This window comes from Nocardioides stalactiti, from assembly GCF_014180715.1.
GTDB classification, from domain to species: Bacteria; Actinomycetota; Actinomycetes; order Propionibacteriales; family Nocardioidaceae; genus Nocardioides; species Nocardioides stalactiti.
Genome location: NZ_JACEFC010000015.1, coordinates 28,500 through 53,759 on the forward strand (window position 1 = coordinate 28,500; position 25,260 = coordinate 53,759).

The 25,260-nt window shown below is 70.3% G+C and carries 17 protein-coding genes, 1 other RNA gene and 2 pseudogenes; 13 read left to right on the top strand and 7 right to left on the bottom strand.

The annotated features are described in order from the left end of the window. Positions 1-126: 126 nt before the first annotated feature. From H0487_RS04960 to ssrA, 3 genes are all read left to right on the top strand, one after another. Complete coding sequence (locus tag H0487_RS04960) at positions 127-8,214, top strand: tandem-95 repeat protein (RefSeq protein ID WP_183093122.1); 8,088 nt, start codon at positions 127-129, stop codon at positions 8,212-8,214. Between the two features lie 13 nt (positions 8,215-8,227). Continuing rightward, positions 8,228-9,109, top strand: a complete 882-nt coding sequence (locus H0487_RS04965; protein WP_183093123.1) for an amidohydrolase family protein — start codon at positions 8,228-8,230, stop codon at positions 9,107-9,109. Between the two features lie 45 nt (positions 9,110-9,154). After that, positions 9,155-9,522: a transfer-messenger RNA gene (gene ssrA / locus H0487_RS04970) on the top strand. Between the two features lie 465 nt (positions 9,523-9,987). Here ssrA and H0487_RS24445 read toward each other — a convergent pair. Continuing rightward, positions 9,988-10,869 (bottom strand): annotated as a pseudogene (locus H0487_RS24445) (oxidoreductase); the annotation flags it as partial. A gap of 285 nt (positions 10,870-11,154) precedes the next feature. Between H0487_RS24445 and H0487_RS04980 the strand changes: the two are divergent. The 6 genes from H0487_RS04980 to H0487_RS05005 are packed head-to-tail and all read left to right on the top strand — an operon-like array spanning position 11,155 to position 16,583. Further along, positions 11,155-11,661 carry a hypothetical protein gene (locus H0487_RS04980; RefSeq protein WP_183093124.1) on the top strand — a complete coding sequence of 169 codons (507 nt, stop codon included), beginning with the start codon at positions 11,155-11,157 and terminating at the stop codon, positions 11,659-11,661. After that, positions 11,640-12,671: a hypothetical protein gene (locus tag H0487_RS04985; protein WP_183093125.1), complete on the top strand. Its 1,032-nt coding sequence runs from the start codon at positions 11,640-11,642 to the stop codon at positions 12,669-12,671. Before H0487_RS04980 ends, H0487_RS04985 begins: the two co-directional genes overlap by 22 nt. Beyond that, positions 12,668-13,534, top strand: coding sequence for a hypothetical protein (locus tag H0487_RS04990; RefSeq protein ID WP_183093126.1), 867 nt, complete (start codon positions 12,668-12,670; stop codon positions 13,532-13,534). The genes H0487_RS04985 and H0487_RS04990 overlap by 4 nt, the downstream gene beginning before the upstream one ends. Positions 13,535-13,557: 23 nt before the next feature. Then, positions 13,558-14,691, top strand: coding sequence for a peptidoglycan-binding domain-containing protein (locus tag H0487_RS04995; RefSeq protein WP_183093127.1), 1,134 nt, complete (start codon positions 13,558-13,560; stop codon positions 14,689-14,691). Continuing rightward, positions 14,688-15,875, top strand: a complete 1,188-nt coding sequence (locus H0487_RS05000; protein ID WP_183093128.1) for an ABC transporter permease — start codon at positions 14,688-14,690, stop codon at positions 15,873-15,875. The genes H0487_RS04995 and H0487_RS05000 overlap by 4 nt, the downstream gene beginning before the upstream one ends. A 15-nt stretch (positions 15,876-15,890) precedes the next feature. Continuing rightward, entirely contained in the window at positions 15,891-16,583 is a 693-nt protein-coding gene (locus tag H0487_RS05005; protein WP_183093129.1) for an ABC transporter ATP-binding protein, read from the top strand. Positions 16,584-16,610: 27 nt separating this feature from the next. On the opposite strand, the pseudogene H0487_RS24560 reads toward H0487_RS05005, so the two are convergent. From H0487_RS24560 to H0487_RS05025, 4 genes and pseudogenes are all read right to left on the bottom strand, one after another. Continuing rightward, positions 16,611-16,691, bottom strand: a pseudogene (locus H0487_RS24560) (Fic family protein); the annotation flags it as partial. A gap of 83 nt (positions 16,692-16,774) precedes the next feature. Continuing rightward, positions 16,775-17,335 (bottom strand): TetR/AcrR family transcriptional regulator, encoded by a 561-nt coding sequence (locus H0487_RS05015; RefSeq protein ID WP_183093130.1) that lies wholly within the window; start codon positions 17,333-17,335, stop codon positions 16,775-16,777. Then, the gene (locus tag H0487_RS05020; protein WP_183093131.1) at positions 17,332-18,528 is read right to left on the bottom strand and encodes a cytochrome P450; all 1,197 of its coding nucleotides are present in this window, start codon (positions 18,526-18,528) and stop codon (positions 17,332-17,334) included. The genes H0487_RS05015 and H0487_RS05020 overlap by 4 nt, the downstream gene beginning before the upstream one ends. A 71-nt stretch (positions 18,529-18,599) precedes the next feature. Beyond that, positions 18,600-20,507, bottom strand: a complete 1,908-nt coding sequence (locus H0487_RS05025; RefSeq protein ID WP_183093132.1) for a Calx-beta domain-containing protein — start codon at positions 20,505-20,507, stop codon at positions 18,600-18,602. A gap of 102 nt (positions 20,508-20,609) precedes the next feature. Between H0487_RS05025 and H0487_RS05030 the strand changes: the two genes are divergently transcribed. Beyond that, positions 20,610-20,855: a hypothetical protein gene (locus H0487_RS05030; RefSeq protein WP_183093133.1), complete on the top strand. Its 246-nt coding sequence runs from the start codon at positions 20,610-20,612 to the stop codon at positions 20,853-20,855. A gap of 3 nt (positions 20,856-20,858) precedes the next feature. On the opposite strand, the gene H0487_RS05035 is transcribed toward H0487_RS05030, so the two are convergent. Both H0487_RS05035 and H0487_RS05040 read right to left on the bottom strand, forming a co-directional pair. Then, positions 20,859-22,775 carry a linalool dehydratase/isomerase domain-containing protein gene (locus H0487_RS05035; protein ID WP_183093134.1) on the bottom strand — a complete coding sequence of 639 codons (1,917 nt, stop codon included), beginning with the start codon at positions 22,773-22,775 and terminating at the stop codon, positions 20,859-20,861. Further along, positions 22,772-23,188, bottom strand: coding sequence for a hypothetical protein (locus tag H0487_RS05040; protein ID WP_183093135.1), 417 nt, complete (start codon positions 23,186-23,188; stop codon positions 22,772-22,774). Before H0487_RS05040 ends, H0487_RS05035 begins: the two co-directional genes overlap by 4 nt. An 83-nt stretch (positions 23,189-23,271) precedes the next feature. On the opposite strand from H0487_RS05040, the gene H0487_RS05045 reads away from it, so the two are divergent. The 3 genes from H0487_RS05045 to H0487_RS05055 all read left to right on the top strand — a co-directional run bounded on the left by H0487_RS05045 (position 23,272) and on the right by H0487_RS05055 (position 25,167). Continuing rightward, a complete protein-coding gene (locus H0487_RS05045; protein ID WP_183093136.1) occupies positions 23,272-23,904 on the top strand; it encodes a TetR/AcrR family transcriptional regulator in 633 nt (210 codons plus the stop codon). 9 nt (positions 23,905-23,913) lie between these two features. Further along, complete coding sequence (locus tag H0487_RS05050) at positions 23,914-24,333, top strand: HIT family protein (RefSeq protein ID WP_183093137.1); 420 nt, start codon at positions 23,914-23,916, stop codon at positions 24,331-24,333. Positions 24,334-24,396: 63 nt separating this feature from the next. Continuing rightward, a complete protein-coding gene (locus H0487_RS05055; protein ID WP_183093138.1) occupies positions 24,397-25,167 on the top strand; it encodes an SDR family NAD(P)-dependent oxidoreductase in 771 nt (256 codons plus the stop codon). The last annotated feature ends 93 nt before the right edge of the window (positions 25,168-25,260 follow it).

A 25,260-nucleotide genomic window follows, 5' to 3' on the forward strand; every position in this document is an offset into this window, starting at 1 on the left:
ACCTCTTCTCCCATTCGACGTACACGGGGTCGTCCGCGCTGGCAGAGTCCGTCTCGCTGATCAATTTCCGCGTCGGTCCGGGGCGCTGCGGTCGACGTGCGGAGCATGGGGATGCAACGACGTGCGGTGAGGAGTGCCACGGCGCTCGCGGTTGCCCTCCTGCTGGCGTCGCCGGCCTGGACCGGGGCCCGCGCTGAACCGCCGCCGATCGGCTCGGCCTGCACGATCACCGGCACCAGCGCGGCCAACACGCTGACCGGAACGGCGGAGACCGACGTGATCTGCGGCCTCGGCGGCAACGACACGATCAACGGGCTCGGCGGTGACGACCTGATCGTCGGAGGACCGGGCAGCGACACCGTCGACGGCGGCGACGGCGCCGACCGGATCCAGGGCGGCGACGGGGACGACCTCCTGTCCGGCGGGACCGGCTTCGACGAGATCGCTGGGCAGTCCGGGGCCGACACCGTCGACGGCCAGGGCGGCAACGACCGCGTGGTCGGTGGCGTCGGCAACGACGTGGTCCGGGGCGGCGACGGCAACGACCTGATGTTCGGCGAGGGCGGGGACGACGACCTCGACGGCGGCGCCAACAGCGACAAGATGTATGGCGACGACGGCAACGACGACCTGGTCGGCGGGACCGGGATCGACACGCTCAACGACCGCGACGGCTCGCCGTTCGTCGACCACCTCACCTGCGGTGAGGGCACCGGCGAGCTCGCCTACATCGACGTCTACGACACCGCGGAGCCGGACTGCGAGCGGATCCGGGTCCTCGACCGCGAGCCGCCGGTCGCCGTCGACGACACCAGGACGGTCTTCGAGGACTCCGTGGCCAGCACGGTGACCGTGACCGCCAACGACACCGACGTCGACGGAGGCGCCATCGGCGTCGCTTCGGTGACCCAGCCTGACAACGGCACCGTCGTGAAGCGGGCCCGGTCGGTGACGTACCGCCCCGACGCGAACTACTGCAACAGCGCCGTCGGCGACCCGAAGGACGTGTTCACCTACACCCTCGCGCCCGGGGGGAGCGCCGCGACCGTGACCGTGACGGTGCGGTGCGTCGACGACCCGCCGGTCGCGGTCGACGACGCGGCCACGGTCGCCGAGGACGCCAACGCGACCACGATCGCCGTCCGCACCAACGACACCGACATCGACGCCGGCCCCAAGACCGTCGCCTCCGTGACCCAGCCCGCTGACGGCACGGTCGCGATCACGTCGGGCGGCACGGGGGTGACCTACAAGCCGGACGCGAACTACTGCAACGGCGGCTCGCCGACCGACGACTTCACCTACACGCTGGCGCCGGGCGGGGACATCGGGACGGTGGAGGTCACGGTGACCTGCGCCGACGACGCACCGGTCGCCGTGGACGACATCGCGACCGTCGCCGAGGACGCCAACGCGACGACGGTCGACGTGCTCGCCAACGACACCGACGACGACAGCTCGCCCGAGACGATCGACGCCGTCACCCAGCCCGACCACGGGACCGTCGCGATCACCAACGCCGGTGCCGACCTGACCTATGAGCCGGACGCCGACTACTGCAACGGCGGCTCACCGACCGACGACTTCACCTACACCCTGGCGCCGGGCGGGGACACCGCGACCGTGGAGGTCACGGTGACCTGCGTCGACGACGCGCCGGTGGCGGTCGACGACGTGGTGACGGTCCTGGAGGACGCCGACGCGACGACGCTCGCCGTCCTCTCCAACGACACCGATGCCGACGACGACCCGTTCGGGATCGACGCGGTCACGCAGCCCGACAACGGCACCGTGGTGCTCGCGAACGACGGGGAGGACCTGACCTACGAGCCGGACGGGGACTACTGCAACGACCCGCCGGGGACCGTGAAGGACACCTTCACCTACACGATGAGCCCGGGCGGCGACACCGCCACGGTGAGCGTCACGGTGACCTGCGTCAACGACGCCCCGACGATCACCGGCATCGAGGGCACCGCTCTGGCCTACACCGAGAACGGCCCGGCGACGGTCGTCACGGGCGACGCGGTCGTGAACGACGGCGACTCGTCGAACTTCAACGAGGGGACGCTGACGGTCGACATCATCGCGGGAGGGACGGCCAGCGAGAAGCTGGAGATCCGCAACCAGGGCACGGGCGCGGGTCAGATCGGTGTCTCGGTGGCGGACGTCACCTTCGGTGGGACGACCATCGGCAGCTTCGTCGGCGGGGACGGCACGACTCCGCTCGTGGTCGAGCTGAACGCGAACGCCACACCGGCGGCGGTGCAGGCCTTGGTCCGCAACGTCACCTACCGCGACACCTCCGACACCCCGGCCGCCAACCGAACGGTGCGCTTCGTGCTGACCGACGGCGACGGCGGGACCAGTGCCGCGGCCAGCCGTGGTGTCCTCATCGCGTCGGTCAACGACGCCCCGGTGCTGTCGGCCATCGAGGGCGCAGCGGTCGGCTACACCGAGCAGGACCCCGCGACGATCGTCACGACAGCGACGACCGTGACGGATGTCGACTCCACGAACTTCGACTCCGGCGTGCTGACGGTGGACCTGCCCGTCGGCAACCAGGCCGACGACCGGCTGGACGTCCGCAACCAGGGCACCGGCTCCGGGCAGATCGGGGTGTCCGGATCGACCGTCTCCTTCCAGGGCACGGCCATCGGTACGGTCACCGGCGGCATCGGGACGCAGCCGCTGGTGGTCCTCCTCAACGCGAGCGCGACGCCGGCCGCGGTCCAGGCGCTCGTCCGCAACGTCACCTTCCGCAGCCTGAGCGACGCCCCGACGGCCTCGAAGACGGTCCGGTTCGTGCTCACCGACGGCGACGGCGGCACCAGCGCCCCGGCGACGCGCGGCATCTCCTCGAACCCGATCAACGACCCGCCCGCGATCGACGGGATCGAGGGCAGCGTCCTCGCCTACGCCGAGAACGCCCCCGCGACGGTGATCACGGCGACCGGCATCGTCACCGACCCCGACTCGGTCGACTTCAACGAGGGATCGCTGACCATCGATCTCTCCGCGGGTGGGCAGGCCGACGACCTGCTGGAGATCCGCAACCAGGGGAGCGGTGCGGGGCAGATCAGCTTGCTCGGCCCCAACGTGAGGTACGAGGTCACGACGATCGGGTCCTTCGCCGGCGGCAGCGGGTCTACGCCGCTGGTGATCACCCTGAACGCCAATGCCAACGCGACCAAGGTCCAGGCCCTGGTGCGCAACATCACCTTCCGCAACACCGGCGAGGACCCGGGGACGTCGCGGACGGCCCGGTTCGTGCTGACTGACGGCGACGGCGGCACCAGTACCGCCGCCACCCGGGCGATCGCCTCGGCGCCCGCCAACGACGCCCCGGTGATCGGCTCGGTCGAGGGCGGCTCCCTCGGCTACGCCGAGAACGCCGGCGCGGTCCTCCTCACGGCCGCGGGCACGATCTCCGACCCCGACTCGACCAACTTCGAGACCGGCACGCTGACGGTGGACCTCTCCGCGGGCGGGCAGGCCGAGGACCGGCTCGAGATCCGCAACGAGGGCACCGGCACCGGCCAGATCTCCGTGTCGGGCAACAGCGTGGTCTCCGGCGGCACCGTGACGTTCGGCAGCTTCACCGGCGGCACCGGCACGACGCCCCTGGTGATCACTCTCAACAGCTTCGCGACCCCGGCGCGGACCCAGGCGCTGCTGCGCAACCTGACCTACCGCAACGTCTCCGACAACCCGAGCACCGCCAACCGCACGGTCCGGTTCGTGCTCACCGACGGTGACGGCGGCACCAGCACCGCCGTGAGCCGCACCGTCACCGTCACCGCCAGCAACGACGCCCCGGTCCTCGCTGCCATCGAGGGCGCCAACCTGGCCTACACGGAGAACGACGCGGCAACACCGATCACCGCGACCACGACGGTCGCCGACGTCGACTCGACGAACTTCCAGAGCGGCACGCTGTCGATCAACTTCACGACGGGCGGCCCCTCCGAGGACCGGCTCGACGTCCGCAACCAGGGCACCGCCGCTGGTCAGATCGGCGTCTCCGGGTCGAACGTCACCTTCGGCGGCACGACGATCGGGACCTACCCCGGGGGCACCAGCGGGTCCGGCCCCCTGGTGGTCACGCTCAACGCGAGCGCCACCCCGGCCGCGACCCAGGCGCTCGTCCGCAACATCACCTACCGCAACGCGTCCGACACCCCGGTCACCACCACCAGGGTCGTGCAGATGGTCCTGACCGACGGGGACGGCGGCACCAGCGCCCCGGTGACCCGCAGCATCGCGATCACCGCCACCAACGACGCCCCGGTCATCGCCGACCCGCAGGCGCCGACGACGTACACCGAGCAGAACGGCACGGCGGCGCTCGTGTCGCCCGGCTTCGTCGTGAGCGACGTCGACAACAGCCAGGTGGCGTCGACGACGGTCACCATCACCAGCCCCCTGCCCGGCGACACCTTGACGTTCACGAACCAGAACGGCATCACCGGGAGCTTCGCGTCAGGCGTGCTGACCCTGACCGGGACCTCTGCGTCGGTCAACTACGTGAACGCGCTGCGCACGGTCGGGTTCCGCAACACCACCAGCGACACCCCGGGCACCAGCCGATCCTTCGTCATCCAGTCCAGCGACGGCAGCGCCGCGTCCAACTCGATCACCCGGACGATCACCGTCTCGCCGGTCAACGACGTGCCGGTGGTGGCCCTCGACGCGAGCACCACGCTCGGCTTCACCGAGGGCAACGCGGGCTACGTCAACCTGACCGGTGCCAACGCGACCGTGACCGACGTGGACAACACGACGCTGGCGTCGCTGAAGGTGACGATCTCGGCGGGCTTCGACGCCTCCTTCGACCTGCTCCGCCTGGACCCGGCGATCGCCGGCTTCACGAGCACCTACACCGGAGGGGTGCTCACCCTGGCCAAGGCCGGCGGGACCGTCGCGGAGTACCAGACCGCACTGCGCAACGTGCAGTTCCGCAACACCGACGACGACCCGGACAACCGCAACGACGGCACCGCCAACGCCGCGGACGCCAACCGGACGCTCTCCGCGGTCGTCAACGACGGCGCCGGCGACAGCGTGGCCCGCACGCGGTCGGCCACCATCACGCCGGTCAACGACGCCCCGGGTGTGCCGTCGACCAAGCCGACCGTGGCGGGTGTCCGCAACACCACCCTGGTCTCGGGCGTCGCCGCCACCGGCCCGCACTCGGTGCGCACCATCAACATGGTCAGCAACGCCGTCGACCCGGACGGCCTGGAGAGCGCGATCACCGTCGTACCGGTGAGCAACGCGGCGACCAGCCAGAGCGGGCGGATCACGCTCACCGGCGCGGGCACGGTCCGCTACGAACCGCCGGCGAGCGGCACGCTGGCCAGCGACACCTACAACTACCTGCTGACCGACGGCACCACCCAGTCGGCCGCGACCCTGTTCACCGTCAACTTCTCCGGCGCCGTCTGGTACGTCGCCGACGGCGCGACCGGGACGATGGACGGCACCGCGGCCCGGCCGTTCGACACCATCGCAGCGGCGCTGGCCCTGCCCGGCTCCCAGACGGTCCACGTGACCCGGGGGAGCGGCGACGGCACCCTCAGCGGCGCGGTGGTTCTCGGCACCGGCGACAAGCTGATCGGCGGCCGGCTCGCGCTCACCAACACCGAGGTCGGATCGAGCACCGCCGAGACGCTGTTGGCCGCCGGCACCGCCCCGCTCCTCACCGCCCCCAGCGGCGTCGACGTCGTCACGCTGGCCAGCACCACCAACGTCGGGGGTGTCGACATCGACGCCGTCGGCGCCGCCAACGCGGTCTCCGGGACCAGCACCCCGTCGGTGACGCTGCGCTCGTTGACCGTCATCGACGGCGCCACGGCGTCGACGCAGCCGAGCGTCGAGCTGGCGGGGACGGGCAACGGCCTCACCTTCGGGTCAGCGGTGACGCTCAACGGCAACCAGGCCGGTGCCCTCACCGTGGCCAACGCCGTGCTCTCCGGCACCGTCGCGTCCGTGGCGGTGTCGGGCAGCAGCAACAGCCCCGCCGTGAGCCTGACCAGCACCACAGGCTCCCTGACCTTCACCGACCTGGACGCGCAGACCACCAACCACTCGGCGGTCCTCCTCAGCAACGCAGCCGCGATCACCGTCCAGGGCGGCACCGTCGCGACCTCGAACCGGCCCGTGGTCGACGCGACCGGTCTCGGTGCCGGGACGACGCTGGCCTTCACCGAGGCGGACTCGATCAACAGCACGACCGACGGCGTCAACCTCGACGGCACCGGAGGCTGGTCCTTCACCGCAGGCGCCGGCAGCAGCATCTCGGGCGCGCAGCAGATCGGCTTCGACGTCAACGGCGGCAGCGGGCTGGTCACCTACCCCGGGACGATCGCGTCCTTCGAGAAGTCCGTCGACGTGACCGGACGCAGCGGCACCACCCGGTTCACGGGCAACCTGACCGGCCGGATCACCGTCGACGGCAACACCGCCGGCCTGACCGAGTTCCTCAGCGGCCCGATCCAGGTGATCTCGGGCGCCAACGACGCCATCGCGCTGACCAACAACACCGGCCACACGATCCGGTTCCATGCCGCGCTCAGCCTCACCGCCACCTCCGGCAGCGCCTTCAGGGCGACCGGAGGCGGCACCGTCGCCGTGGTGGTGCCCGGCGGAACCCCGAGCTACCGCTCGGCCGAGACCGACACCGGCATCGCCGTCAACATCGCCAACACCACCATCAGCGCCGAGGGCGTCTCGTTCAGCCGCGTGTTCGTCGACAACGGCTCCGCTGCCACCACGACGAGCGGGATCGTCCTCAACAACACCGGCAAGACCGGACCGTTCAGCGTCACCGGCATCGTGGGCACCGGCGACTCCGGCGGCACGATCAAGAACACGTCAGGTCCGGGCATCTCGCTGACCAACACCGGCTCGGTGTCCCTGCACGAGATGAAGCTCGAAGGCACCGACCGCAATGGCGTGCTCGGGACCGGCGTCAGCGGCTTCTCGATGACCAGCACCACGATCCTCAACGCCGGGGACACCCGGAGCAACGTCACCGACGCGGCGGTCGCGTTCAACTCCACGACGGCCGGGGTGAACAACCTCGACGGTGCCGTCACCATCACCGGCAACACCATCACCTCGCCGTACGGCGGCGGCGTCGACATCCGCAACTTCGCCGGCACGATCAGCAACGCGACGATCAGCAACAACACGATCACCAGCGCCGTCCCCGACCCGTTCTTCCAGAAGGGCAGCGGGATCTCGCTGCTGCTGCGGGGGTCGGCCAGCACGGTCGCGAGCCTGACCAAGGCCACGATCGCCAACAACACCATCACCGGCATGCCGTGCAGCGAGACGTGTGACCTCGCCTCGCCCAACGCGAGCGGCATCGTCGTGCTCGGGGGCAACACCACCAGCGCCGGGGCGACCGCGGGAACCTACGGCGTGGCGAACGCCGGCACGGACGTCGTGACGATCTCGGGCAACCTGGTGACCGGCGACAGCCTGAACCGCACCGGCTCGGCGATCTGGGCCGGCGTGATCGGGCGGGGTCAGGGCCATTTCGTGATCACCGGCAACGGCACCCCGGGCAGCCCGCTCGCCAACACCTGGGGGCCGGCGATCCGGATGGACGCCAAGGGGAGCGCGAACGTCTGGTTCAAGGCGGCGAACAACGTCATCAACGCCAACAACATGATCACCGAGCCCGGCATTCGGGTGCTCAGCGAGCGCTCCACCCAGGGCGACGCCGCCATCCTCGCGAACCCGACGGTGCGCGCCACGGTCACCGGCAACACGGTCAGCAACACCGCAGGTCCCGGGATCCACGCCTTCCAGGGTGACTCCAACGGCTTCTTCGACATCCGCCTGCAGGGCAACGTGACCAGCAACATCAATTCCGGTCAGGTCTTCTCCGGCATCGTGGTGCGCAACGGCAGCAGCGGCAGCGGCAGCTACAACCCCACTCTGTGTGCCGAGATCACCCAGAACACCGCCGCGAGCTCCAGCACCTCGCCCAAGCCCGCCGGCATCGGTCTGCAGAAGCAGGGCACCACCTCCACGCTGTACAAGTTCGGGATCCCGGGCCTGGCGACCTCCGCCACCAACGCGGCGACCGAGTCCTACGTGTCGGGGCTCAATCCGGCCAGTGACCTCGGCGCCTCGGGGTCCAGGGCCGACGTGCAGCTCGGTCAGGCCTACACCCCGTGCACCCTGCAGCCCCTGCCGTGACACGATCGGCCGGGTGAGGGAGCGCGAGGTCGACCGGGTCCGGTCGTTCTGGCAACGGCTCGAGCTCCCCGGCGTGCTGGACCTCCACGTCCACTTCCTGCCGCCGCCGATCGAGCGCGCGGTGTGGCGGGAGTTCGACAACGGCGGGGAGAAGATCGGGCGGGACTGGCCGATCCGTTACCGGCAGTCACCGGAGGAGCGGGTCTCGCTGCTGCGCGACTTCGGGGTCCGCCGGTGGACGACGCTGCCCTACGCCCACAAGCCGGGAGTGGCGTCCTACCTCAACGATTGGTCGCGGGACTTCGCGCTCGCGACGCCGGAGGTCGTACGGAGCGCGACCCTCTACCCTGAGCCCGAGGCGGCGTCCTACGTCGGCGCGCAGATCGCGGACGGCGTCGAGGTCCTCAAGATCCATCTCCAGGTGGGGGAGTTCCACCTCGACGACCCGCTGCTCGACGAGGTGTGGCCGCTCATCGAGGAGGCCGGGACGCCGGTCGTCGTGCACGCCGGTTCCGGCCCGGTCGGCAACGACTTCACCGGACCTGCGTCGACCGCCCGGCTGCTCGCACGCTTCCCGCGGCTCGTCCTCGTGATCGCGCACATGGGCACCCCGGAGGCCGAGGAGTTCCTCGCCCTCGCCGAGACCCACGACGGCGTGCACCTCGACACCTCGATGGCTTTCACCGACTTCTTCGCCTCCCACCACCGCTATCCGCGCGCTCTGCTGCCGCGGTTGGCCGACCTCCGCGACCGCGTCGTCTACGGCTCCGACTTCCCCACGCTGCCGTTCGCCTACGCCGACCAGCTCAACCAGCTGGCCGGTCTGGGGCTCGGCGAGGAGTGGCTGCGGGCCGTCTGCTGGGGCAACGCGGCCCGGCTGCTGGGAAACCGATGAGCGTTCTGTCGGTCGCATCCGTAAGATGGACCCGATAACTCAAAAGGGGCTGATCGGTTTCGACTTGGGACGTTAGTTCCAGGGGAAGCGGGTCGAGGAGCCAGCGTCATCTCGTAAACGATCGCTGGAAACTAATAACTGCCGACAACAAGCAGTCCTTCGCTCTCGCCGCCTGAGCGGTGATCGAAGCGTCAGTCAGGGCGTCCGTCTCCGGCCCTGAACCTGGCGTCGACTAGGAGACTCGCTGGCCAGACCTCCGTCGGGAGGGTCGGCCGGGACTTCATCCCGAATAGGCCTGTCGGCGACGTGTCAGTGCGAGCGCCGAGGCAGAAAAAACGACACCACTGACTGCACCCGGAGAAGACCTGGTTCGACGCTCGAGGACGCGGGTTCGATTCCCGCCAGCTCCACGGAAGCAACTCTGGACGACGTGTGCCCCGCTTCGCGGGGCCACGTCGTCGCTTTTCTTGGTTGGGGCGACGTCCTACGGGCGGGGCGTGGGGCGGTGCTGTCCGTAGGACGCGGGCTCGGCGCCGGCGGCGACGAGGCGGGCGCGCCGGCGTGGGGCGGTGCTGTCCGTAGGACGCGGGCTCGGCGCCGGCGGCGACGAGGCGGGCGCGCCGGCGTCGGGCAGCGAGGCCGCGGACCAGCTCACCGCCGACGAACGCGGTGGCGGCGACGGCGGCGTGCAGGCCGGGCTTCACCTCGCGGCCAGCGCCGAGTCGACCGATCTGGTTCTCGTACCACTCCGACTCGCCGGCGAAGCCGATCACGGTGGGCAGGGTGTAGCGCGGCAGCACCGCGCCATCGGCGCCGGCGAGCAGCTTGACCGGCAGGTCCGGGTCGATCGCGACCGGTCGGCCCAGGCCGATCAGGTCCACACCGCCCTCGTCCAGCAGCGACTCCATCACCGCACGGGTCCGGATGCCGCCGGTCAGCATCACCGGGACGCCGCCCGCGGCCGCACGGGCCCGGCGGGCGAACGCGGCGAAGTAGGCCTCCTTCGCGTTCGACCCGGCACCGAGCTCGGCCACCTCGCCGAACAGAGCCGGGCTCTCGTAGGTGCCGCCCGAGATCTCGATGAGGTCGACGCCCTCCTCGACCAGCAGCCGGACGACCTGCTCCGCGTCGTCCTCGGTGAAGCCGCCGTGCCGGAAGTCCGAGGAGTTCAGCTTCACCGCGACCGTGAACCCGTCGCCGGTCGACCGACGAGCGGCACGCACAGCCGACAGCAGCGCCCGCGCGCGGCCGGTGACGTCGCCGCCCCACTCGTCGGTACGACGGTTGACGTGCGGCGAGAGGAACTGGGCCAGCAGGTAGCCGTGGGCCGCGTGGACCTGGACGCCGTCGAGACCGGCCTCCTCGCACAGGGCCGCCGCACTGCCGAACCCCGCGACGATCGCCTCGATCTCGCTGGCTTCCAGCGCCCGTGGCCGGGCGAACAGGCCCAGCATCGGCACGGCGTCGCTGGCGCTCGGGGCCACCGGCCGCGAGGCGAGGAAGCGGTTGGTCTGTCGCCCCGGGTGGTTGAGCTGCGCGATCACCGGTGAGGACGCTGCGGCCTCGCGGACCCGGCGCAGCCCGGCGACGTCGAGGTGTCTGTCGGCGACGATGTTGCGGCTCCGCTCGAGGAACCGGCGGTCGACCATCAGGTTCCCGGTGACCAGGAGACCGCCCGCCGCGCCTTCGGCCCAACGCCGATAGAGCCGCTCGTGCCGCACCGTCGGCTGGTTGTCGACATCGGCGAGGTTCTCGGTCATCGCCGCCTTCACGATCCGGTGCGGCAGCACCAGCCCGCTGGGCAGGGTCAGAGGCGTGGCAAGACGGTTCACGAAAGGCTCCTGAAGCGAAGGGACGGTCGATGGTCGCACGGCTGGATCCACCCATGGTCGTGCGGGCGTGGTGACCTCGATCCCACGCCACGTTGCGAGATCTGAGAAGCCGTGGACGGTCCTCGAAAGTTCTTCTCAGAACGGCGTAAGGAAAGCGTCGCCTCCCTCGTCCATGGGGTGACAGAAGGATCAACCTCAACCCTTGGAGGAACCATGAGCAGCATCTCGGGAGCCCGCCGGGCAGCCGTCGCCGGACTGGTCGCACTGGCAGCGGTCACCATTGGCGGGCCTGCAGAGGCGGGCAAGATCAGCTCGACCAAGAACTGGACAGGACATGGCGACGCCTACACGTCCCTCTATGCCGACGTTCAGCGCGACTGCGGCTGGGTCAGCTGCACGTCCTGGGTCACCTCGGTCCGGCACTACTCCCGCGACTGGGGAACGACGTACACGACGATCGTGGGGCGTCACAAGTGGGGCGGTATCAGCCTGTCCTCCGCGACCGCCGGTTACAAGACAGGCAGCGTCTCCCTCGACAGCAACTCATCGAACTGCGTGATCAAGGTCGGTGAGCTCCGTGACGAGAACGCCACCTTCGAGGGTGGCGGACGCGTTTGTTCCGCGAAGTCGAACTTCGTGGTCTATCACGACGAGAGCTCAACCCAAGGAAGTCATCGTCAAGGATCCGTGGTCGAGCAGTGGACCGTTCGCGCGTCGTGATGCGTGCCGCCGCAGCCTTTCGCTGCGTGTCGATGCAGGTGCTCGCCCTGAGCCTCGTTGGGTGCTCCCTCAATGGGCGATCTGAGCCTAGCCGCGAGGCCGGAAACCTGGTGGCGTCAGCATCCCAGGTCGATGGGGTCACGATCTCGGTCTACGACAGTGGGCAGCCGTTCTCCTACCTGACGTCGGTCATCGCGCTGTCGGCCTTCGGTGACCGTGTCGCGGTGGCCCTGGACGAGATCGGGTACGAGAAGAACCGTCGACTCTGGGACAAGGGTTTCAAGGAGCTCATGTCCACCGCAGAGTTCGACGACCTGACGCTGATTGCACTGGCGTCGGTGACAGCGGTGGAGGCGAGGTCACGCGGCCAGTTCCTCACTCAAGAGCAGGTCGGCGCCGTTGGTCGCTATCTGGATGACATCCTGGACGGCAAGCTCCCACTGGGCGGGGAAGACGCCGACCTGGCCCCGCCCTCGATCGCGACCGCCTCGATGTTGCGTCAGATTTCTCGAAATCTGGCGCAGGACAAACTGGCCGTGGGAGCGCTCATCGAGCGAATCGCGGGCGAGCTCGTCGATTCGACCATCGATTGCACTCCTCGCGCCTGGCTATCGGATGAGCGCTACATCCTCGTCGAGCGCCTGATGGCTGGACTCGACCTGGGATGCACGCTGCCCCAGCTCCACGCCGCATGGGATGCCGTGATGAGCATGCTCGACGACGGAGGAGACTTCGGCGGCCCTCGTCGGGAGGCCCTCGCGATCGTGGTGCTGACGAGCGTCGCTTACGCCGATGCCTTCAGCGAGGACGAGATCGCTCGCGTGCAAGCGGCGGTCGACCGATCGGTCGACCGGCCGTCGGTCGACGCGTACGACTGGATCTACGAGCACAAGTTGTTCGTCGATCAGTCGGTCGCCCCTTACGACTTGATGGTCACGCCTGCTGCTGACGAGATCCTCCTCTACGCCGCTTCCCGCGGCAGCGTCCCGTATGTCGAGGTGGAGAGATGAGCCGCACGCGCGTCGCGGCCGGGTGGATGCAGATGGTCGTGGTCGCCTCGGCGATCGCACCCATCATCGCGGCCTGCTCGGAGGACACATCCGATCCGCCCGCTTTGCTGTCCAACGCAGGCATGAAGGAACTTCTGAGCGATCAATGGAAGTTCACCGAGGACTCGATCTCGGCCTGCATGGCCGAAGCAGGCTTCGACTACTTCCCGAAGGTCTTCGACGAGGACAAGGTTGCGATCCCGACGGGTGACGACGCAGACGCGAGGTTTCTCGAGTTCACGCTGACCGTCGAGGAGGTCGAGGAGAAGGGCTTCGGGGTGTCGACAGGACTTGCCCATGACCTGTCGTCCGTGGGGGCGCCGGACAGGAATGCAGCGTATGAGGCCTCGCTTTCGCCGAGTGATTACGCCGCCTATCAGCTCGCGCTCGAAGGAGGCGGCACTGGTGACGGCTGCCGTGCTGAGGCCGAGACCGCCGCGGAGGAGGAGTTTGCTGCGCCGGTCGCGGAGCTAACCGAGTCCGCCGACTTCGTTCGCACGTTCGTCATGACGAGTGCTGAATTCGAGCGGATCTCGGCGGGCTGGAGTACGTGCATGGCCGAGCGTGGCTGGGCCGACGCCGACGTCACCGAGTTCGACACCGTCACGCGCGACGAGGCCCAGCGGCGCCTCGACAGGATCGCGGTAGACGGCACCTCGGGAAACGAAGAAGCGGGCCCACATGCACCGGAATACCCCGAGGATGAGCTGAGTGCCGTCCGCCAATGGGAGACCGAGGCGGCCGTCGACTACGTCGAGTGCTTCGGTGCCTTCCGCGCCGACTACGGAAAGCTGCTCGACGAGGCGTACTCGAGGCTTCCGTGAGACGCCGGCGCGCGCTGTCTCTCATGGTCGTCCTCGCCTTACCGCTCGCGGGCGCAGCGGTCGCGTGGGTGCTCATGGCTCGAATCCAGCCGCCGCCGAGGTCGAACCAGGACAGCCTTGAACGCACCTTGATCACCGCGCCGATCCAACGACGGGTGCTGCGGTCCCACGTCGTTGCTCGGGGAAGCGTGCGGGAGATTGGCAGGACGGAGGTCAACCTCGCTGGCGACGTCGGGAACCTGGAGGGGGAGCCGATCTACACTGGTGGCCTCGTTGCGCCCGGAGAGCTCCTCACGAGCGGCACGGTCCTGGCCGAGATCTCGGGGAGACCGGTCATGGTGATCGAGGGCGCCGTCCCGATGTACCGCACGCTGCTGGTCGGCTCGCGAGGTGAGGATGTCCGCCAACTCGAGTCCTACCTGGCTTGGGCAGGGTTCCTCGGCGCCGGCATCGATGACCTGTACGACGAGTCGACGGCGGGCGCCGTGGAGACCTTTTATCGCGCCCGTGGATATGAACCGGTGCGAGCGGCCGTTGTCGACCATGTCGGGGCCACCGGCATCGGCCGGGGAGAGCGACCTCCGGGGTCAGGTCATGCGCTCGTCCCGCGCGGTGAGCTGACGTTCGTGAGTGACCTTCCTCGTACCGTCGACGCGTCCAACGCCCGTGTGGGTCAGGCTCCGAGCGGGGTCGCCTTCGCGCTTCGCGGCGTGCGAGTCGAAGTCCGCGCAGAGGTCGCTCGGCGCTGGATGCCGGTGATCGGGAGGGGAACCCGGGCAGAGCTGGTCGGCCCCGAGGTCGGGTTGCAAGCAGTGGCGCGGGTGGTCGACGTAGTCCTCCGTAGGTCCCAGGTCGACCAGGTGATGGTGCGAATGGTGAGCGCGAAGCGACTCCGACCTTGGGTGCGTGCGAACGTGGCAGTGCACTTCTCGTTCGCTGTCACAGAAGACCGGGTCCTCGTCGCACCGGTCGCCGCCTTGCATACCGACGAGGTCGGATCGACGTACGTGGAGGTCGTGCGTGGCGGTACGTCTGGGGACGAACGGATCTCACGGGTCGGGGTCGATCTGGGGCTTGCCGCCGACGCGCTCGTCGAGGTCGAGCCGGTGAGCGGTGAGCTCCATGCCGGCGACCGAGTGGTCGTGTCCGTTCAATGAGATTGCGTTACGTGTGTCAGGACGCCTTGGTCTCCTCGGTTTCCCGCCCGAGCAAGCTGTTCCTCACGGCGTTCGGTGCGATGCTGGGCGTGGCCTCACTCGTCGCGATCAGTGGGCTCACGACCACCGCCGGTACCCAGATCATCGCGCGGTTCGACTCCGCTTCGTCCACCTACGTGTCGATCGAGAACGCTGGCGAGCCCGTCAATCACGGCGATCCGCGTTTGCGTTGGGCGAGTGGCGACGGCGTGGCGAGGATCGAAGGCGTTGTGCGGGTCGCCCTGTCGGCGCGCCTTGCCGGAATCACGTCGGTGGTGGCTGTGCCTTTGGACGACCCAACCGTCCCGGAAGCGACTCCGCCGGCGGTCCTCGCGGCCACCGCTGACCTGGGGGAGGTGCTTGGGTTGCGTTTGTCCGACGGGCGGATGTTCGACCGCGGCCACGAGGAGCGTGGTGACAACGTCGTGGTCGTTGGCGCGCAAGCAGCCGGACAGCTCGGAGTCGATGACTTGGCCCTTCAGCGCGTTGTCTTCATCAACGACGTCGCGTACGACGTCGTCGGGATCTTCGATGAGGCGATCGACAACAGCTTCTTGGGCGCCGTGATCATGCCGGCCCGTACCGCTCAGACCCACCTAGGTGCCACGAGCCCCGACGTCCTCCACGTCATCGTGCGTCCCGGTTCCGCCCGGCTGGTTGCTGAGCAGGGACCGATCGCGTTGGCGCCGAGTGGCCCCACCGCTTTCGCCGCCAGCTACACCCCCGATCCGACAGACCTTCGCGAGCAGGTCGGCGAGGACACCCGTGCGATGTTCGTCGTGGTGGGCTTCGTGAGCATGCTGGCCGGAACAGTCGGCATCATGAACACCATGCTCCTGAACGTCATGGAGCGCACAGGGGAGATCGGCCTGCGGCGGGCGTTGGGAGCCAAGCGGGCGGAGATCGTCGTCCAGTTCCTCACGGAGTCTGCAGTCGTCGGCGTGGTCAGCGGTGCCGCCGGGAGCGCGATCGGGATGGTGGTGATCGTCGCGTTGGCGGAGTCACGGAGCTGGGCTCCCGTTGCCGAGTGGTGGCTGATGCCCGTCGGTTTCGCGCTGGGGGTCGCCTCAGGCCTGGTGGCCGGAGCCTTCCCTGCGTGGCGGGCAGCGCGTATCGAACCGGCATCGTCGCTCCGGGCCGCGTGAGCGGCGCGCTCTTTCATGACCCGCACAGTTCCGCTGATCGAGCTGGAAGGCGTGGCCAAGGACTATCCTGGCCCACCGACTGTTCGCGCCTTGCGTGACGCGCAGATGACTGTTGGCAAGGGCGAGTACGTGTCCATCGTCGGCCGCTCTGGATCGGGGAAGTCGACGCTATTGAACGTGGTCGGCCTCCTCGACAGGCCGACGTGCGGTCGTTACAGCTTCGCGGGTGTTGACACCGGATCCCTGTCGGAGCGGCGGCGAACCGCTCTTCGTGCTCGGGCCATCGGCTTCGTCTTCCAGGGTTTCCACCTGATGCCGCACCGCACGGTCGTGGAGAACGTCGGGATGGGGCTCATCTACCAAGGGGCTTCCTGGCGACAGCGCCGCCGGATCGCTGAGGAGAAGCTCGAAGCGGTCGGTCTCGGCTCTCGATCGACCGCTCTGCCCACGATGCTCTCGGGCGGTGAGATGCAGCGCGTCGCAATCGCCCGGGCTCTCGCGTGCTCGCCGTCACTGCTCCTTTGCGACGAACCAACCGGAAACCTTGACTCGCAGACCGCGGACGGGATTCTCCAGATCGTTGACGACCTGGTCGAGGCTCAGTTGACGGTTCTCATGATCACTCACGACCCTCAGGTCGCCGCTCGCGCGCACCGCTCGGTCGTTGTCCGTGACGGCCGACTGATTCACGATCAGGGCCGCGGCTGATTCCGCTCGGTGGAGGAGACCGTGGACGAGCGCCCGGCCGACGCGACCGTTGCCGTCGTCGAAGGGATGGATCGTTTCGAACTGGGCGTGGACGATCGCTGCCTGGACGACCGGCGGACCATGCCCACACCTCCTGGGTTAGGGAAAGCACTACTTCCCTTAACTCAAAGGGTTGGTTTCCTCCTGCTCCCTCAGGTCCGGGGGAGGAGCGGGGCGAGGAAGCGGCGGACGAGGCGCTCCTCCTCGTCCGGGTCGGCCGGGGGGAGGGCGAGCAGCGAGACGATCGAGCGCAGCACCCAGCGGGCGAGGTCGAGGTCGGGGGATGCGGAGTCGCCGGCGAACCGGGCGACCGCGGCCTCGATCAGCGGGGAGTCGTGGAGGACGGCGAGCAGCTCCGCGGTGTTGTCGGGGCTGATCCAGGCGGCGAGCGTCGGCCGCGCGCGGACCTCGGCCATGGCGCCGAGCAGGGCCCGAGCCGCCCGTTCTGCTGGGTCCTCGATCGCGGCGACCTCCCGCAGCACGACGTCGATGATCGCGTCGGCCTCGCGGTGGGCGAACGCCGTCTGCAGGGCGCGCCGGCCGTCGAAGTAGCGGTACAGCGTCGCCCGCGAGCAGCCGGCCGCCTCGGCGATCGCCGCCATCCCGACGCCGGACGGCCCGTTCTCCGAGAAGAGCCGCTCGGCCGCGGACAGGATCTGCTCGACCGCCGCGTCCGCGCGCGGCTGCGCCAGCCACGGCTGGGACGGGCTCATCGATCGGTCACCGTGAGCAGGACGCTGGTCGGACGTCGTACGTAGCCACCGTCGGCCCAGGTCACCGCGTCACGGTCGACGCTGAAGTGGGGGACCCGGGTCAGCAGCTCCTCCAGCGTCACCCGCGCCATCATCCGGGCGGCGGCCGCGCCGAGGCAGTGGTGCGCGCCGTGGGAGAAGGTGAGGATGTGCCGCGGGTTGCGGGTGACGTCGAGCTCGTCGGCGTCGGCGCCGTAGAAGTCGTGGTCGCGGTTGGCCGCGCCGTAGCACATCAGCACCTTGCGGCCCTCCGGGATCGTCACGCCGTCGAGGGTCACCTCTCGGGTCGTCGTCCGGGCCAGGCCCTGGACCGGGCTGGTCAGGCGCAGCAGCTCCTCGACCGCGGCCGCAGGGTCGGCCAGCGCGGCCGCCCGCTGGTCGGGCCGGTCGGCGAGCAGCTGGACACCGCCGCCCAGCAGGCCGGTCGTCGTGTCGTTGCCGCCGGTCACCATCGTGAACGTGAAGGCCAAGATCCGCAGCAGCCCGTCGGGGTCGTCGGCCTCGCCGGCCGCGGCCAGGTGGGAGACGGTGTCGTCGGCCGGGTTCTCGAGGCGGAACGCGATGAGCTCGGTGAAGTAGCCCATCATCTCGGCGACCGCGCCGGCCACCTCCGCGTAGGCGCCGGTCGAGCTCGCCGCGACGATCGCATCGGTCCACCCGTCGAACTGCGGGCGGTCCGTCTCGGGGACGCCGAGGTAGTGCGCGACCACCATGCTCGGCAGCGGCTTGAACAGGGACGTGACGATGTCGCCACCGCCGTCGGCGACCAAGGCCTGGAGCCGGTCGACCACGAACTCCCGGACGGCGGGCTCGACGCTCTCGACCTGGCGCGGGGTGAAGCCGCGCGACACCAGCCGCCGGAAGTCGGTGTGGCTCGGCGGGTCGGTCATCACCATCGGCGGGTTGTCCTGGAGTCCGATCCGCTCGAGCTCGCCGTACTCGACGGTCAGGCCCTGCGCCGAGGACCACGTGTCGTGGTCGCGCAGCGCCGCGAAGACGTCGCGGTGCCGGGTGAGCACCCAGTAGTCACCGTCGGCGGCGTGGTGGACGGGATCGTGCTCGCGGAGCGCCGCGTACAGCGGGAACGGGTCGCGCCAGGTGTCAGCGCCGAACAGGCGGAACTGGGGAAGCGCGGACGTCGGGGAGGCGGTCACGTCCTCAACGGTGAGACAAGTTGCCCGATTTGTCTAGGTCACGCAACAGAATGCCGTCAATGTTTCTCCGGTTAGCCGACCGTGACGCCCGTGACGGTGACCGGCGTGAGGGTCCCGGCGCCGGTGCCGTTGCCGAGCTGGCCGGCCGCGTTCGACCCCCAGCACCGGACCGCGCCGCCGGTGACGACCGCGCACGTGTGGAAGACCCCGGACTCGATCACCGACGCCCCGCTGAGGTTGGAGACGGGGACGCTGGTGAAGCTGTCGTTCGTGGTGCCGTCGCCGAGTCGCGCGTCCGAGCCGTTGAACCCGACGCAGCGGGCCGACCCCGAGGTGAGCACGACGCAGGTGTGGTCCTGCCCCAGGGACACGGCGGACGCGGTGGTCACGCCGGTCATCGGGACCGAGGAGTACCTGGTCTGCTGCGTGCCGTCGCCGAGGGCACCCTCGAAGTTGTAGCCCCAGCACCGCGGGACCGCGGCCACCACGACGCAGGTGTGGTACTGCCCGGTGCCGAGGGCTGTCGCCCCGCTGATGCCGGACGCCGCGACCGGGGTGGTGCGGTTGACCTGGGTGCCGTCGCCGAGCTCGCCGTTGAAGTTGGAGCCGCTGCACTTCACGGTGCCGTCGGCCCATCGTCCGCAGGTGTGGTGCAGCCCCGCAGACATCTGCACGGCGCCCGCCCAGCCAGCGACCGTGGTCGGGCTCGCGACGTCGGAGTCCCCGCCGTTGCCCTGCCGACCGCCGAAGCCCTCGCCCCAGCACTTGACCGTGCCGCCGGTCAGGATCGCGCAGGTGTGGTGGCTCCCGGCCTCGATCGCGATCACTCCGGTCAGACCGGGCACGGTGACCGGGGTGAGCCGGTCCTGGTTGCGGTCGAGCTGGGTGTCGACGCCGAGGCCGAGCTGGAGGTCGGTGTTCAGCCCCCAGCACTTGACGGTCGTGTCGGCCAGCAGGGCGCAGGTGTGGCCGTGTCCCGCGGCGACCTTCACCGCGCTGGTGAGGCCCGTCACCGTGGTCGGCGCGAACGCCGTGCCGTAGGTGCCGTTGCCGAGCTGGCCGTCGTCGTTGAAGCCCCAGCACTTCACGGCGCCGCCGGCGACGACCGCGCAGGTGTGGAGGACGCCGGCGGAGAGCCTGCCGACGGGGGAGACCGGCGGCACCGGGTCGTCGTTGGTGATCGTGATCGTGCCGTTGGGGCGGCCGACCTTGGCCCCGCCCGTGGGCGTGGCGATCCGGACGGTCAGCGTCTCGTTCGGCTCGTGCTGGGTGTCACCGAGGATCGGCACGAGGGCGTAGGCCGTCGTCGCGCCGCTGGCGAAGGACAGCCGGCCACTGCGCGAGGAGTAGTCGACGCCGTCGGTCGCCGTGCCCGGGATCGTCGTCCAGTCCACGGTGAGGGCGGTCGGCGCCGGACCCGAGAGCGTCACCGGTACGACGACGTTGCGGGCGCCCGTCCTGCCCTCGGCGATCGACCCGTCGCCGGCGGCGACCCGGAGGCCGGTCAGCGGCGGGTCGTCGTCGACCACCTTGCCCACCCCGGCGGAGCGCCCCAGGGAGGCGCCGGTCGGTGCCGAGAGCCGGACCCGGAAGGTCTCGGTCGCCTCGTCGATGGTGTCACCGCGCACCCCGACGTTGGCCACGGCGGTCTGGGTGCCGGCGGGGAACCGGACGGTGGTGCTGAGGGCGTTGTAGTCCGAGCCCACCGTGGCCGTGCTGTCGGCGGTCGCGACCTTGACGGTGACCTCCGACGCGCTCGTGGTGGAGAGGGTGAGGGTGAACCGAGCGGTGCGGACGCCCGAGGAGCCCTCGGCCACTGCAGCGTCCCCGATCGCGACCGACGGCAGGGTGGCGCGTGCGGCGGGGGTGGCTCGGTCCGGGGTCGCGGGTCCGGGGGTGGCCTGCGCCGGTGCGGTGAGCAGCGCGCTCGACACGGCGAGGGCCACCAGGCTGCTGTGGAGAAGGCGTGGCTGGCGCATCGGGACCGTCCTGGAGCAAGTCAGTCGGCGTGCTGGGCCCGGAGCGCCGGTGGTGACGGAACTGTATCCCGCGAGCCGCGACGGCGTGGAAGGATCCCCCTCATGGAGCCGGTTCTCGACCTGGGCCCGCGGCTGCGCGGAAGCCTCGCCCTCGGCGCGTCGGCGTACGGCGCCAGTGCGGTCGGAGCGCTCGCCATCGGCGCGGTGGCGGTCGGCGCCCTCGCGGTCGGCGCGGTCGCGATCGGGCGGCTCGCCCTCGGCGAGGGCCAGATCAAGAGGCTCGTCATCGACGAGCTCGAGGTCAAGGTGCTCCGGGTCGGCGTGCTCGAGCCGCTCGTCGAGGACTGAGTCTCACCCGCGCGGAGCCACCCGCACCTCGAGCCGGCCGTCGAGGTCGATCTCGAGGTCCGCGGTTCCGTCGGCGCCCGCGGTGCAGGTCGGCAGGAGGGCGCCGTGGACGTCATAGGTGTGGCCGGGGACCAGCCGGTCGACCCGGACGACCGTCCGGCGGGCGCTGGCGCCGGGCCGCAGCACCAGGTCGAGCGCGCGCCCGTCGGTGACGGCCTTCGCGACGAGCACGTCGGGGTAGGCCGCCTCGGCCAGGCGCGGTCCCGCGCGCCACGCCTCGGGCGCGCCGAACACGACGAGGTCGCGCAGGGCGCTGTGCCGGCCGTACCGCCCGAGCAGGGAGTAGAGGTTGGCGAGCCCGGACGCGTTCGCGTAGCGCCGTGCGCCGTCGGCCTCGGCGATCTCCTGCTGCTCGTCGAGCCCGCGCTGCACCTCGGCGGCGAGGTCCTCGTCGCCGTGCTCGCGGGCTGCCATCAGGGTGACGACCTGGCTGTAGGTGTCGGTACCGAGCTGGTAGTTGCCGGGGTCGAGTCGGGCCGACACGGTCGGCCGGGTGGTGACGGTGCCGCTGTCACGGCGCAGGTCGTGCTCGCGCAGCAGCCACCAGGTGCGGCGGGCGATGTCGGGCAGCGCGGCGTGCATCCAGTACGACGTGGTGATCTGGATGGACGGGCCTGCCCACAGGTTCCACGACAGCCCGAGGTGGCTGCTGCGGACGCCGATGATACGGCCGTCGGGCCGGAGGAACTCGTTCTCGTACGACGTGCGCAGCCGGTCCTCGACCGCGGTGAAGTAGTCGGTGCCGTGCAGCCGATCGTGGCTGCGCATCGTGTTCATGCCGAAGGTGTTGCAGACCGTGTAGATCCAGTTCGGCTCGCACGGGAACAGGGCGAACGGGGAGGCCTGCACGTTGCGGTGGATGGACGAGGCCAGCGTGCCGTAGTCGTTGGCGTAGTCGGTCGTCCCGTCCCAGCGATAGGTCAGGGCGCCCGGGCGCGAGTAGCGGTCGTCGTTGAGCGACTCGTACATGCCGACCATGAGGCCGTGGAACCCGGTGAGCATGATGTTCTCGCCGTTGTCGACCGGGTCGCGGTCGAGGTCGAGGTTGCCCCACGCGTTCTCGAGCGCCCAGTAGCCCCAGATCCGTCGGTCGAGCATCTTCTCGATCGCGTTGCGCTGCGCCTCGGCGAGGTAGCCGCTGAAGGCCGGTGTCCGCGTGAACTGCGACATCGCGAGGCCGTAGCCGAGCGCGTTGAGCTGGTAGCGGGTGGCGGCCTCCCGGAACTGGTCGATGCGGGTGAAGCCCTCGAACGAGTCGAGCGGCTGAAGGGCCAGGTCGAGCCCGTAGCGGAGGTGTGCGAGGTCGGCCTCGGTGTGCTCGGCGACCGGCACCCGGACGTCGAGCCCGGGCGGGCCGGTGATGACGAAGTCCACCTCGGCGAGCCGCTCGTTGAGGCGGGCCCCGGCCCGGACCTGGCGGGCGTGGCGGAACCGGTGGACGACGGCGGCGGCCACGACCAGCGCGGGGCCGGCGACGAGGGCGGCCGTCTGCGCGGCGCTCGAGCCGGGGTCGGCCAGGGCCGCGCCGAGGCCTGCTGTGCCGAGCCAGACGAGCGGCGGGAGGACGGTCGGGCCGGTGGCCCACCACGTGAAGACCGAGAGGACGAGCACGAGGACCGCCGCCACCGCGAGGACCGGGTGGCCGCCCCAGAGCAGGCCGCCGCCCGGGAGGGCGAGGCCGAGGCCGGCAGCGGTCCAGGCCGCGCCGAGGTCGAGCAGGCCGGGGAGCGCGCCGAGGGCCCAGAGCGCGCCGTACGTCAGGATCGCGCGGCGCTGGCGGCGGGCGGTGACCGGCGGCAGGGCGCGGGTGTGGGTCGGCAGCAGGAGTCGGACGGTCTGGTCCGTGGTCATGGTGGTCATGCCCGCACCGCCACGACGCTCGCGCCGATCGCGGCCAGCCAGAGACCGGAGGAGTGGAACGCGGTGTCGGTGAGCAGCGAGGCCTCCGCCCAGGCGAACCAGCCGAGCGCGTGCATCCCGACCACGCCGATCACGAACCAGGCGAGGCCGGCCCCGACGAGCCCGGCGCCCACCGTCCCGGCGCCCACCTTCCCGGCCCCGACTCTCCCGGTTGGGCGGGCACGTGTGCTGCTGCGCGGCGGCGCCCACGCCACGGCGGGCGCAGGCCCCGAGGCGACGAGCGTCCCGCCCGGCGCCGGGCGGCGCGCCGGGGGAGCGAAGGAAGCGGTCGGTGCGGGCGCCCCGCCGACGGCGGCGAACCAGCCACGTCGGACGAGAGCGACGACATAGGCGAGAGCGAGACAACAGCCCATGAGGCACCTCCTACAAAGTAGGAACGGCGGCGTTCCTGATTATGAGGATCCGTCAGGATCGCGGTGCTGTCAAGATGTACGGCGTGACGGAGAAGCCTGCCGGGACGGTCCGCCCGTACCGGGGCGTCAGTGCCGACGACCGCCGTTCGCTTCGGCGTTCGCAGCTGCTCGAGTCGTGCCTCGACGTGGTCGGCGACATCGGGGTCGTGGCTGCCACCGCCGAGGCCGTCTGTGCCCGGGCCGGCCTGTCGAAGCGCTACTTCTACGAGAGCTTCGGCGACCGGGACACGGTCCTTCTCGCGGCGCTGGACGGCGTGTTCGACGGCGCCCGAGCCGCGATCACCCCGCCCTTGACGGACGCGGCCTCGACGCCTGAGGAGCGGCTCCGCAGGACGGTCGCGGCGCTGGTCGCGACGCTGTCCGCCGACCCGCGCGCCGCGCGGCTCTATGTCGAGTCGCCCCGCAACCTCGTGCTCGAGCAGCGACGGCTCGCGGCGTACGACGAGTTCGCCGACCTGTTGCTGCGCCACGTCCTCGCCGTCGACGGCGGCCCGGTGACCGACCGCCGGCGTGCTGTCGCCCTGTTGATCGTCTCCGGCACCACCGAGGTCATGGCGCGCTGGCTCGCCGGCGACCTCGACCTCGCCGAGTCGGAGGTCGTCGACACCGTCAGCGCGATCGGCATCGCCGCTGCCGCCGCGCTCGACGGCTCCTAGGGTCGGGGCATGAGTAGTCCGACCGAGTGCGTGTTCTGCGCGATCGTCGCGGGGGACGCCCCGGCCGACCTCGTCCTCGACGAGCCCGACTTCCTGGCGTTCCTCGACCGTCGGCCCGTCTTCAAGGGGCACGTGCTGCTGGTCCCGCGCGTGCACGTCGTGACCCTGCCGGACCTGCCGGCCGACCTCCGCGACGGCTTCGTCGCTGCTGCCCAGCGCCTCGCGACCGCGGTGGTCGACGGCCTAGGTGCACAGGGCAGCTTCGTGGCGATGAACAACATCGTCAGCCAGTCGGTGCCCCACCTGCACTGCCACGTCGTGCCTCGCACCAAGGGCGACGGCCTGCGCGGCTTCTTCTGGCCCCGGCGCACGTACGCCGAAGGGGAGTCCGCCGCCTACGCCGACCGGTTGCGGCAGGCCCTGGCGTAGCCCTCCCGGACGACCTCGGTACGGTGGCCGTGCAGGCGCATCCACACGTGCAGGAGTGAAGTCATGGGTCGTTTCGACGGGCGAGTAGCCGTCATCACCGGAGCAGCGCGCGGGATCGGGTTCGGCACCGCCACCCGGTTCGCCGAGGAGGGCGCGTCGGTCGCGATCGTCGACCTCGACGAGGCCGCCGCTGCTGAGGCCGCGGCGAAGCTGCCGGTCGTCGAGGGCGCTCGGGCGATCGGCGTCGGCGCCAACGTGTCCGACTCCGCGTCGGTCGACGCTGCGGTCGAGCGGGTCGTCGCCGAGCTGGGTGGCATCCACGTGCTGGTCAACAACGCCGGTATCACCCGCGACAACCTGCTCTTCAAGATGACCGAGGACGACTGGGACCTGGTCATGGGCGTGCACCTCAAGGGCGCGTTCCTCATGGCCAAGGCTGCTCAGAAGCACTTCGTCGAGCAGAAGTACGGCAAGATCGTGAACATCTCGAGCATCTCCGCGCTCGGCAACCGCGGTCAGGCCAACTACTCGGCCGCCAAGATGGGCATCCAGGGCTTCACCCGCACCCTCGGCATCGAGCTCGGCCCGTTCGGCATCAACACCAACGCGGTCGCCCCCGGTTTCATCGCGACCGAGATGACCGACGCCACCGCGGCCCGGCTGAAGATGGACGTCGAGGAGTTCCGTCGCCTCAACGCCGAGGCCAACCCGGTCCGCCGGGTGGGCTTCCCCGAGGACATCGCGGCTGCGGTCACGTTCCTTGCGAGCGACGAGGCCTCCTACATCACCGGCCAGACGATCTACGTCGACGGCGGCATCAGCCTCGGCACCTGATCGCTCCGGCGGACACGCCGGGCGACTGCCCGGCGTGCCCGGTCCGGGGGGTCACACTGGGTACGACGAAAGTCGACCATTTCGGTAGTGGTT

Excerpts from the sequence above, each read along its gene's own strand:
- H0487_RS04980 (WP_183093124.1), top strand. The coding sequence starts at position 11,155 with ATGAGCAGCATCTCGGGAGCCCGCCGGGCAGCCGTCGCCGGACTGGTC.
- H0487_RS04990 (WP_183093126.1), top strand. The coding sequence starts at position 12,668 with ATGAGCCGCACGCGCGTCGCGGCCGGGTGGATGCAGATGGTCGTGGTC.
- H0487_RS04995 (WP_183093127.1), top strand. The coding sequence starts at position 13,558 with ATGGTCGTCCTCGCCTTACCGCTCGCGGGCGCAGCGGTCGCGTGGGTG.
- H0487_RS05000 (WP_183093128.1), top strand. The coding sequence starts at position 14,688 with ATGAGATTGCGTTACGTGTGTCAGGACGCCTTGGTCTCCTCGGTTTCC.
- H0487_RS05005 (WP_183093129.1), top strand. The coding sequence starts at position 15,891 with ATGACCCGCACAGTTCCGCTGATCGAGCTGGAAGGCGTGGCCAAGGAC.
- H0487_RS05015 (WP_183093130.1), bottom strand. The coding sequence starts at position 17,335 with ATGAGCCCGTCCCAGCCGTGGCTGGCGCAGCCGCGCGCGGACGCGGCG.
- H0487_RS05025 (WP_183093132.1), bottom strand. The coding sequence starts at position 20,507 with ATGCGCCAGCCACGCCTTCTCCACAGCAGCCTGGTGGCCCTCGCCGTG.
- H0487_RS05030 (WP_183093133.1), top strand. The coding sequence starts at position 20,610 with ATGGAGCCGGTTCTCGACCTGGGCCCGCGGCTGCGCGGAAGCCTCGCC.
- H0487_RS05035 (WP_183093134.1), bottom strand. The coding sequence starts at position 22,775 with ATGACCACCATGACCACGGACCAGACCGTCCGACTCCTGCTGCCGACC.
- H0487_RS05040 (WP_183093135.1), bottom strand. The coding sequence starts at position 23,188 with ATGGGCTGTTGTCTCGCTCTCGCCTATGTCGTCGCTCTCGTCCGACGT.
- H0487_RS05050 (WP_183093137.1), top strand. The coding sequence starts at position 23,914 with ATGAGTAGTCCGACCGAGTGCGTGTTCTGCGCGATCGTCGCGGGGGAC.
- H0487_RS05055 (WP_183093138.1), top strand. The coding sequence starts at position 24,397 with ATGGGTCGTTTCGACGGGCGAGTAGCCGTCATCACCGGAGCAGCGCGC.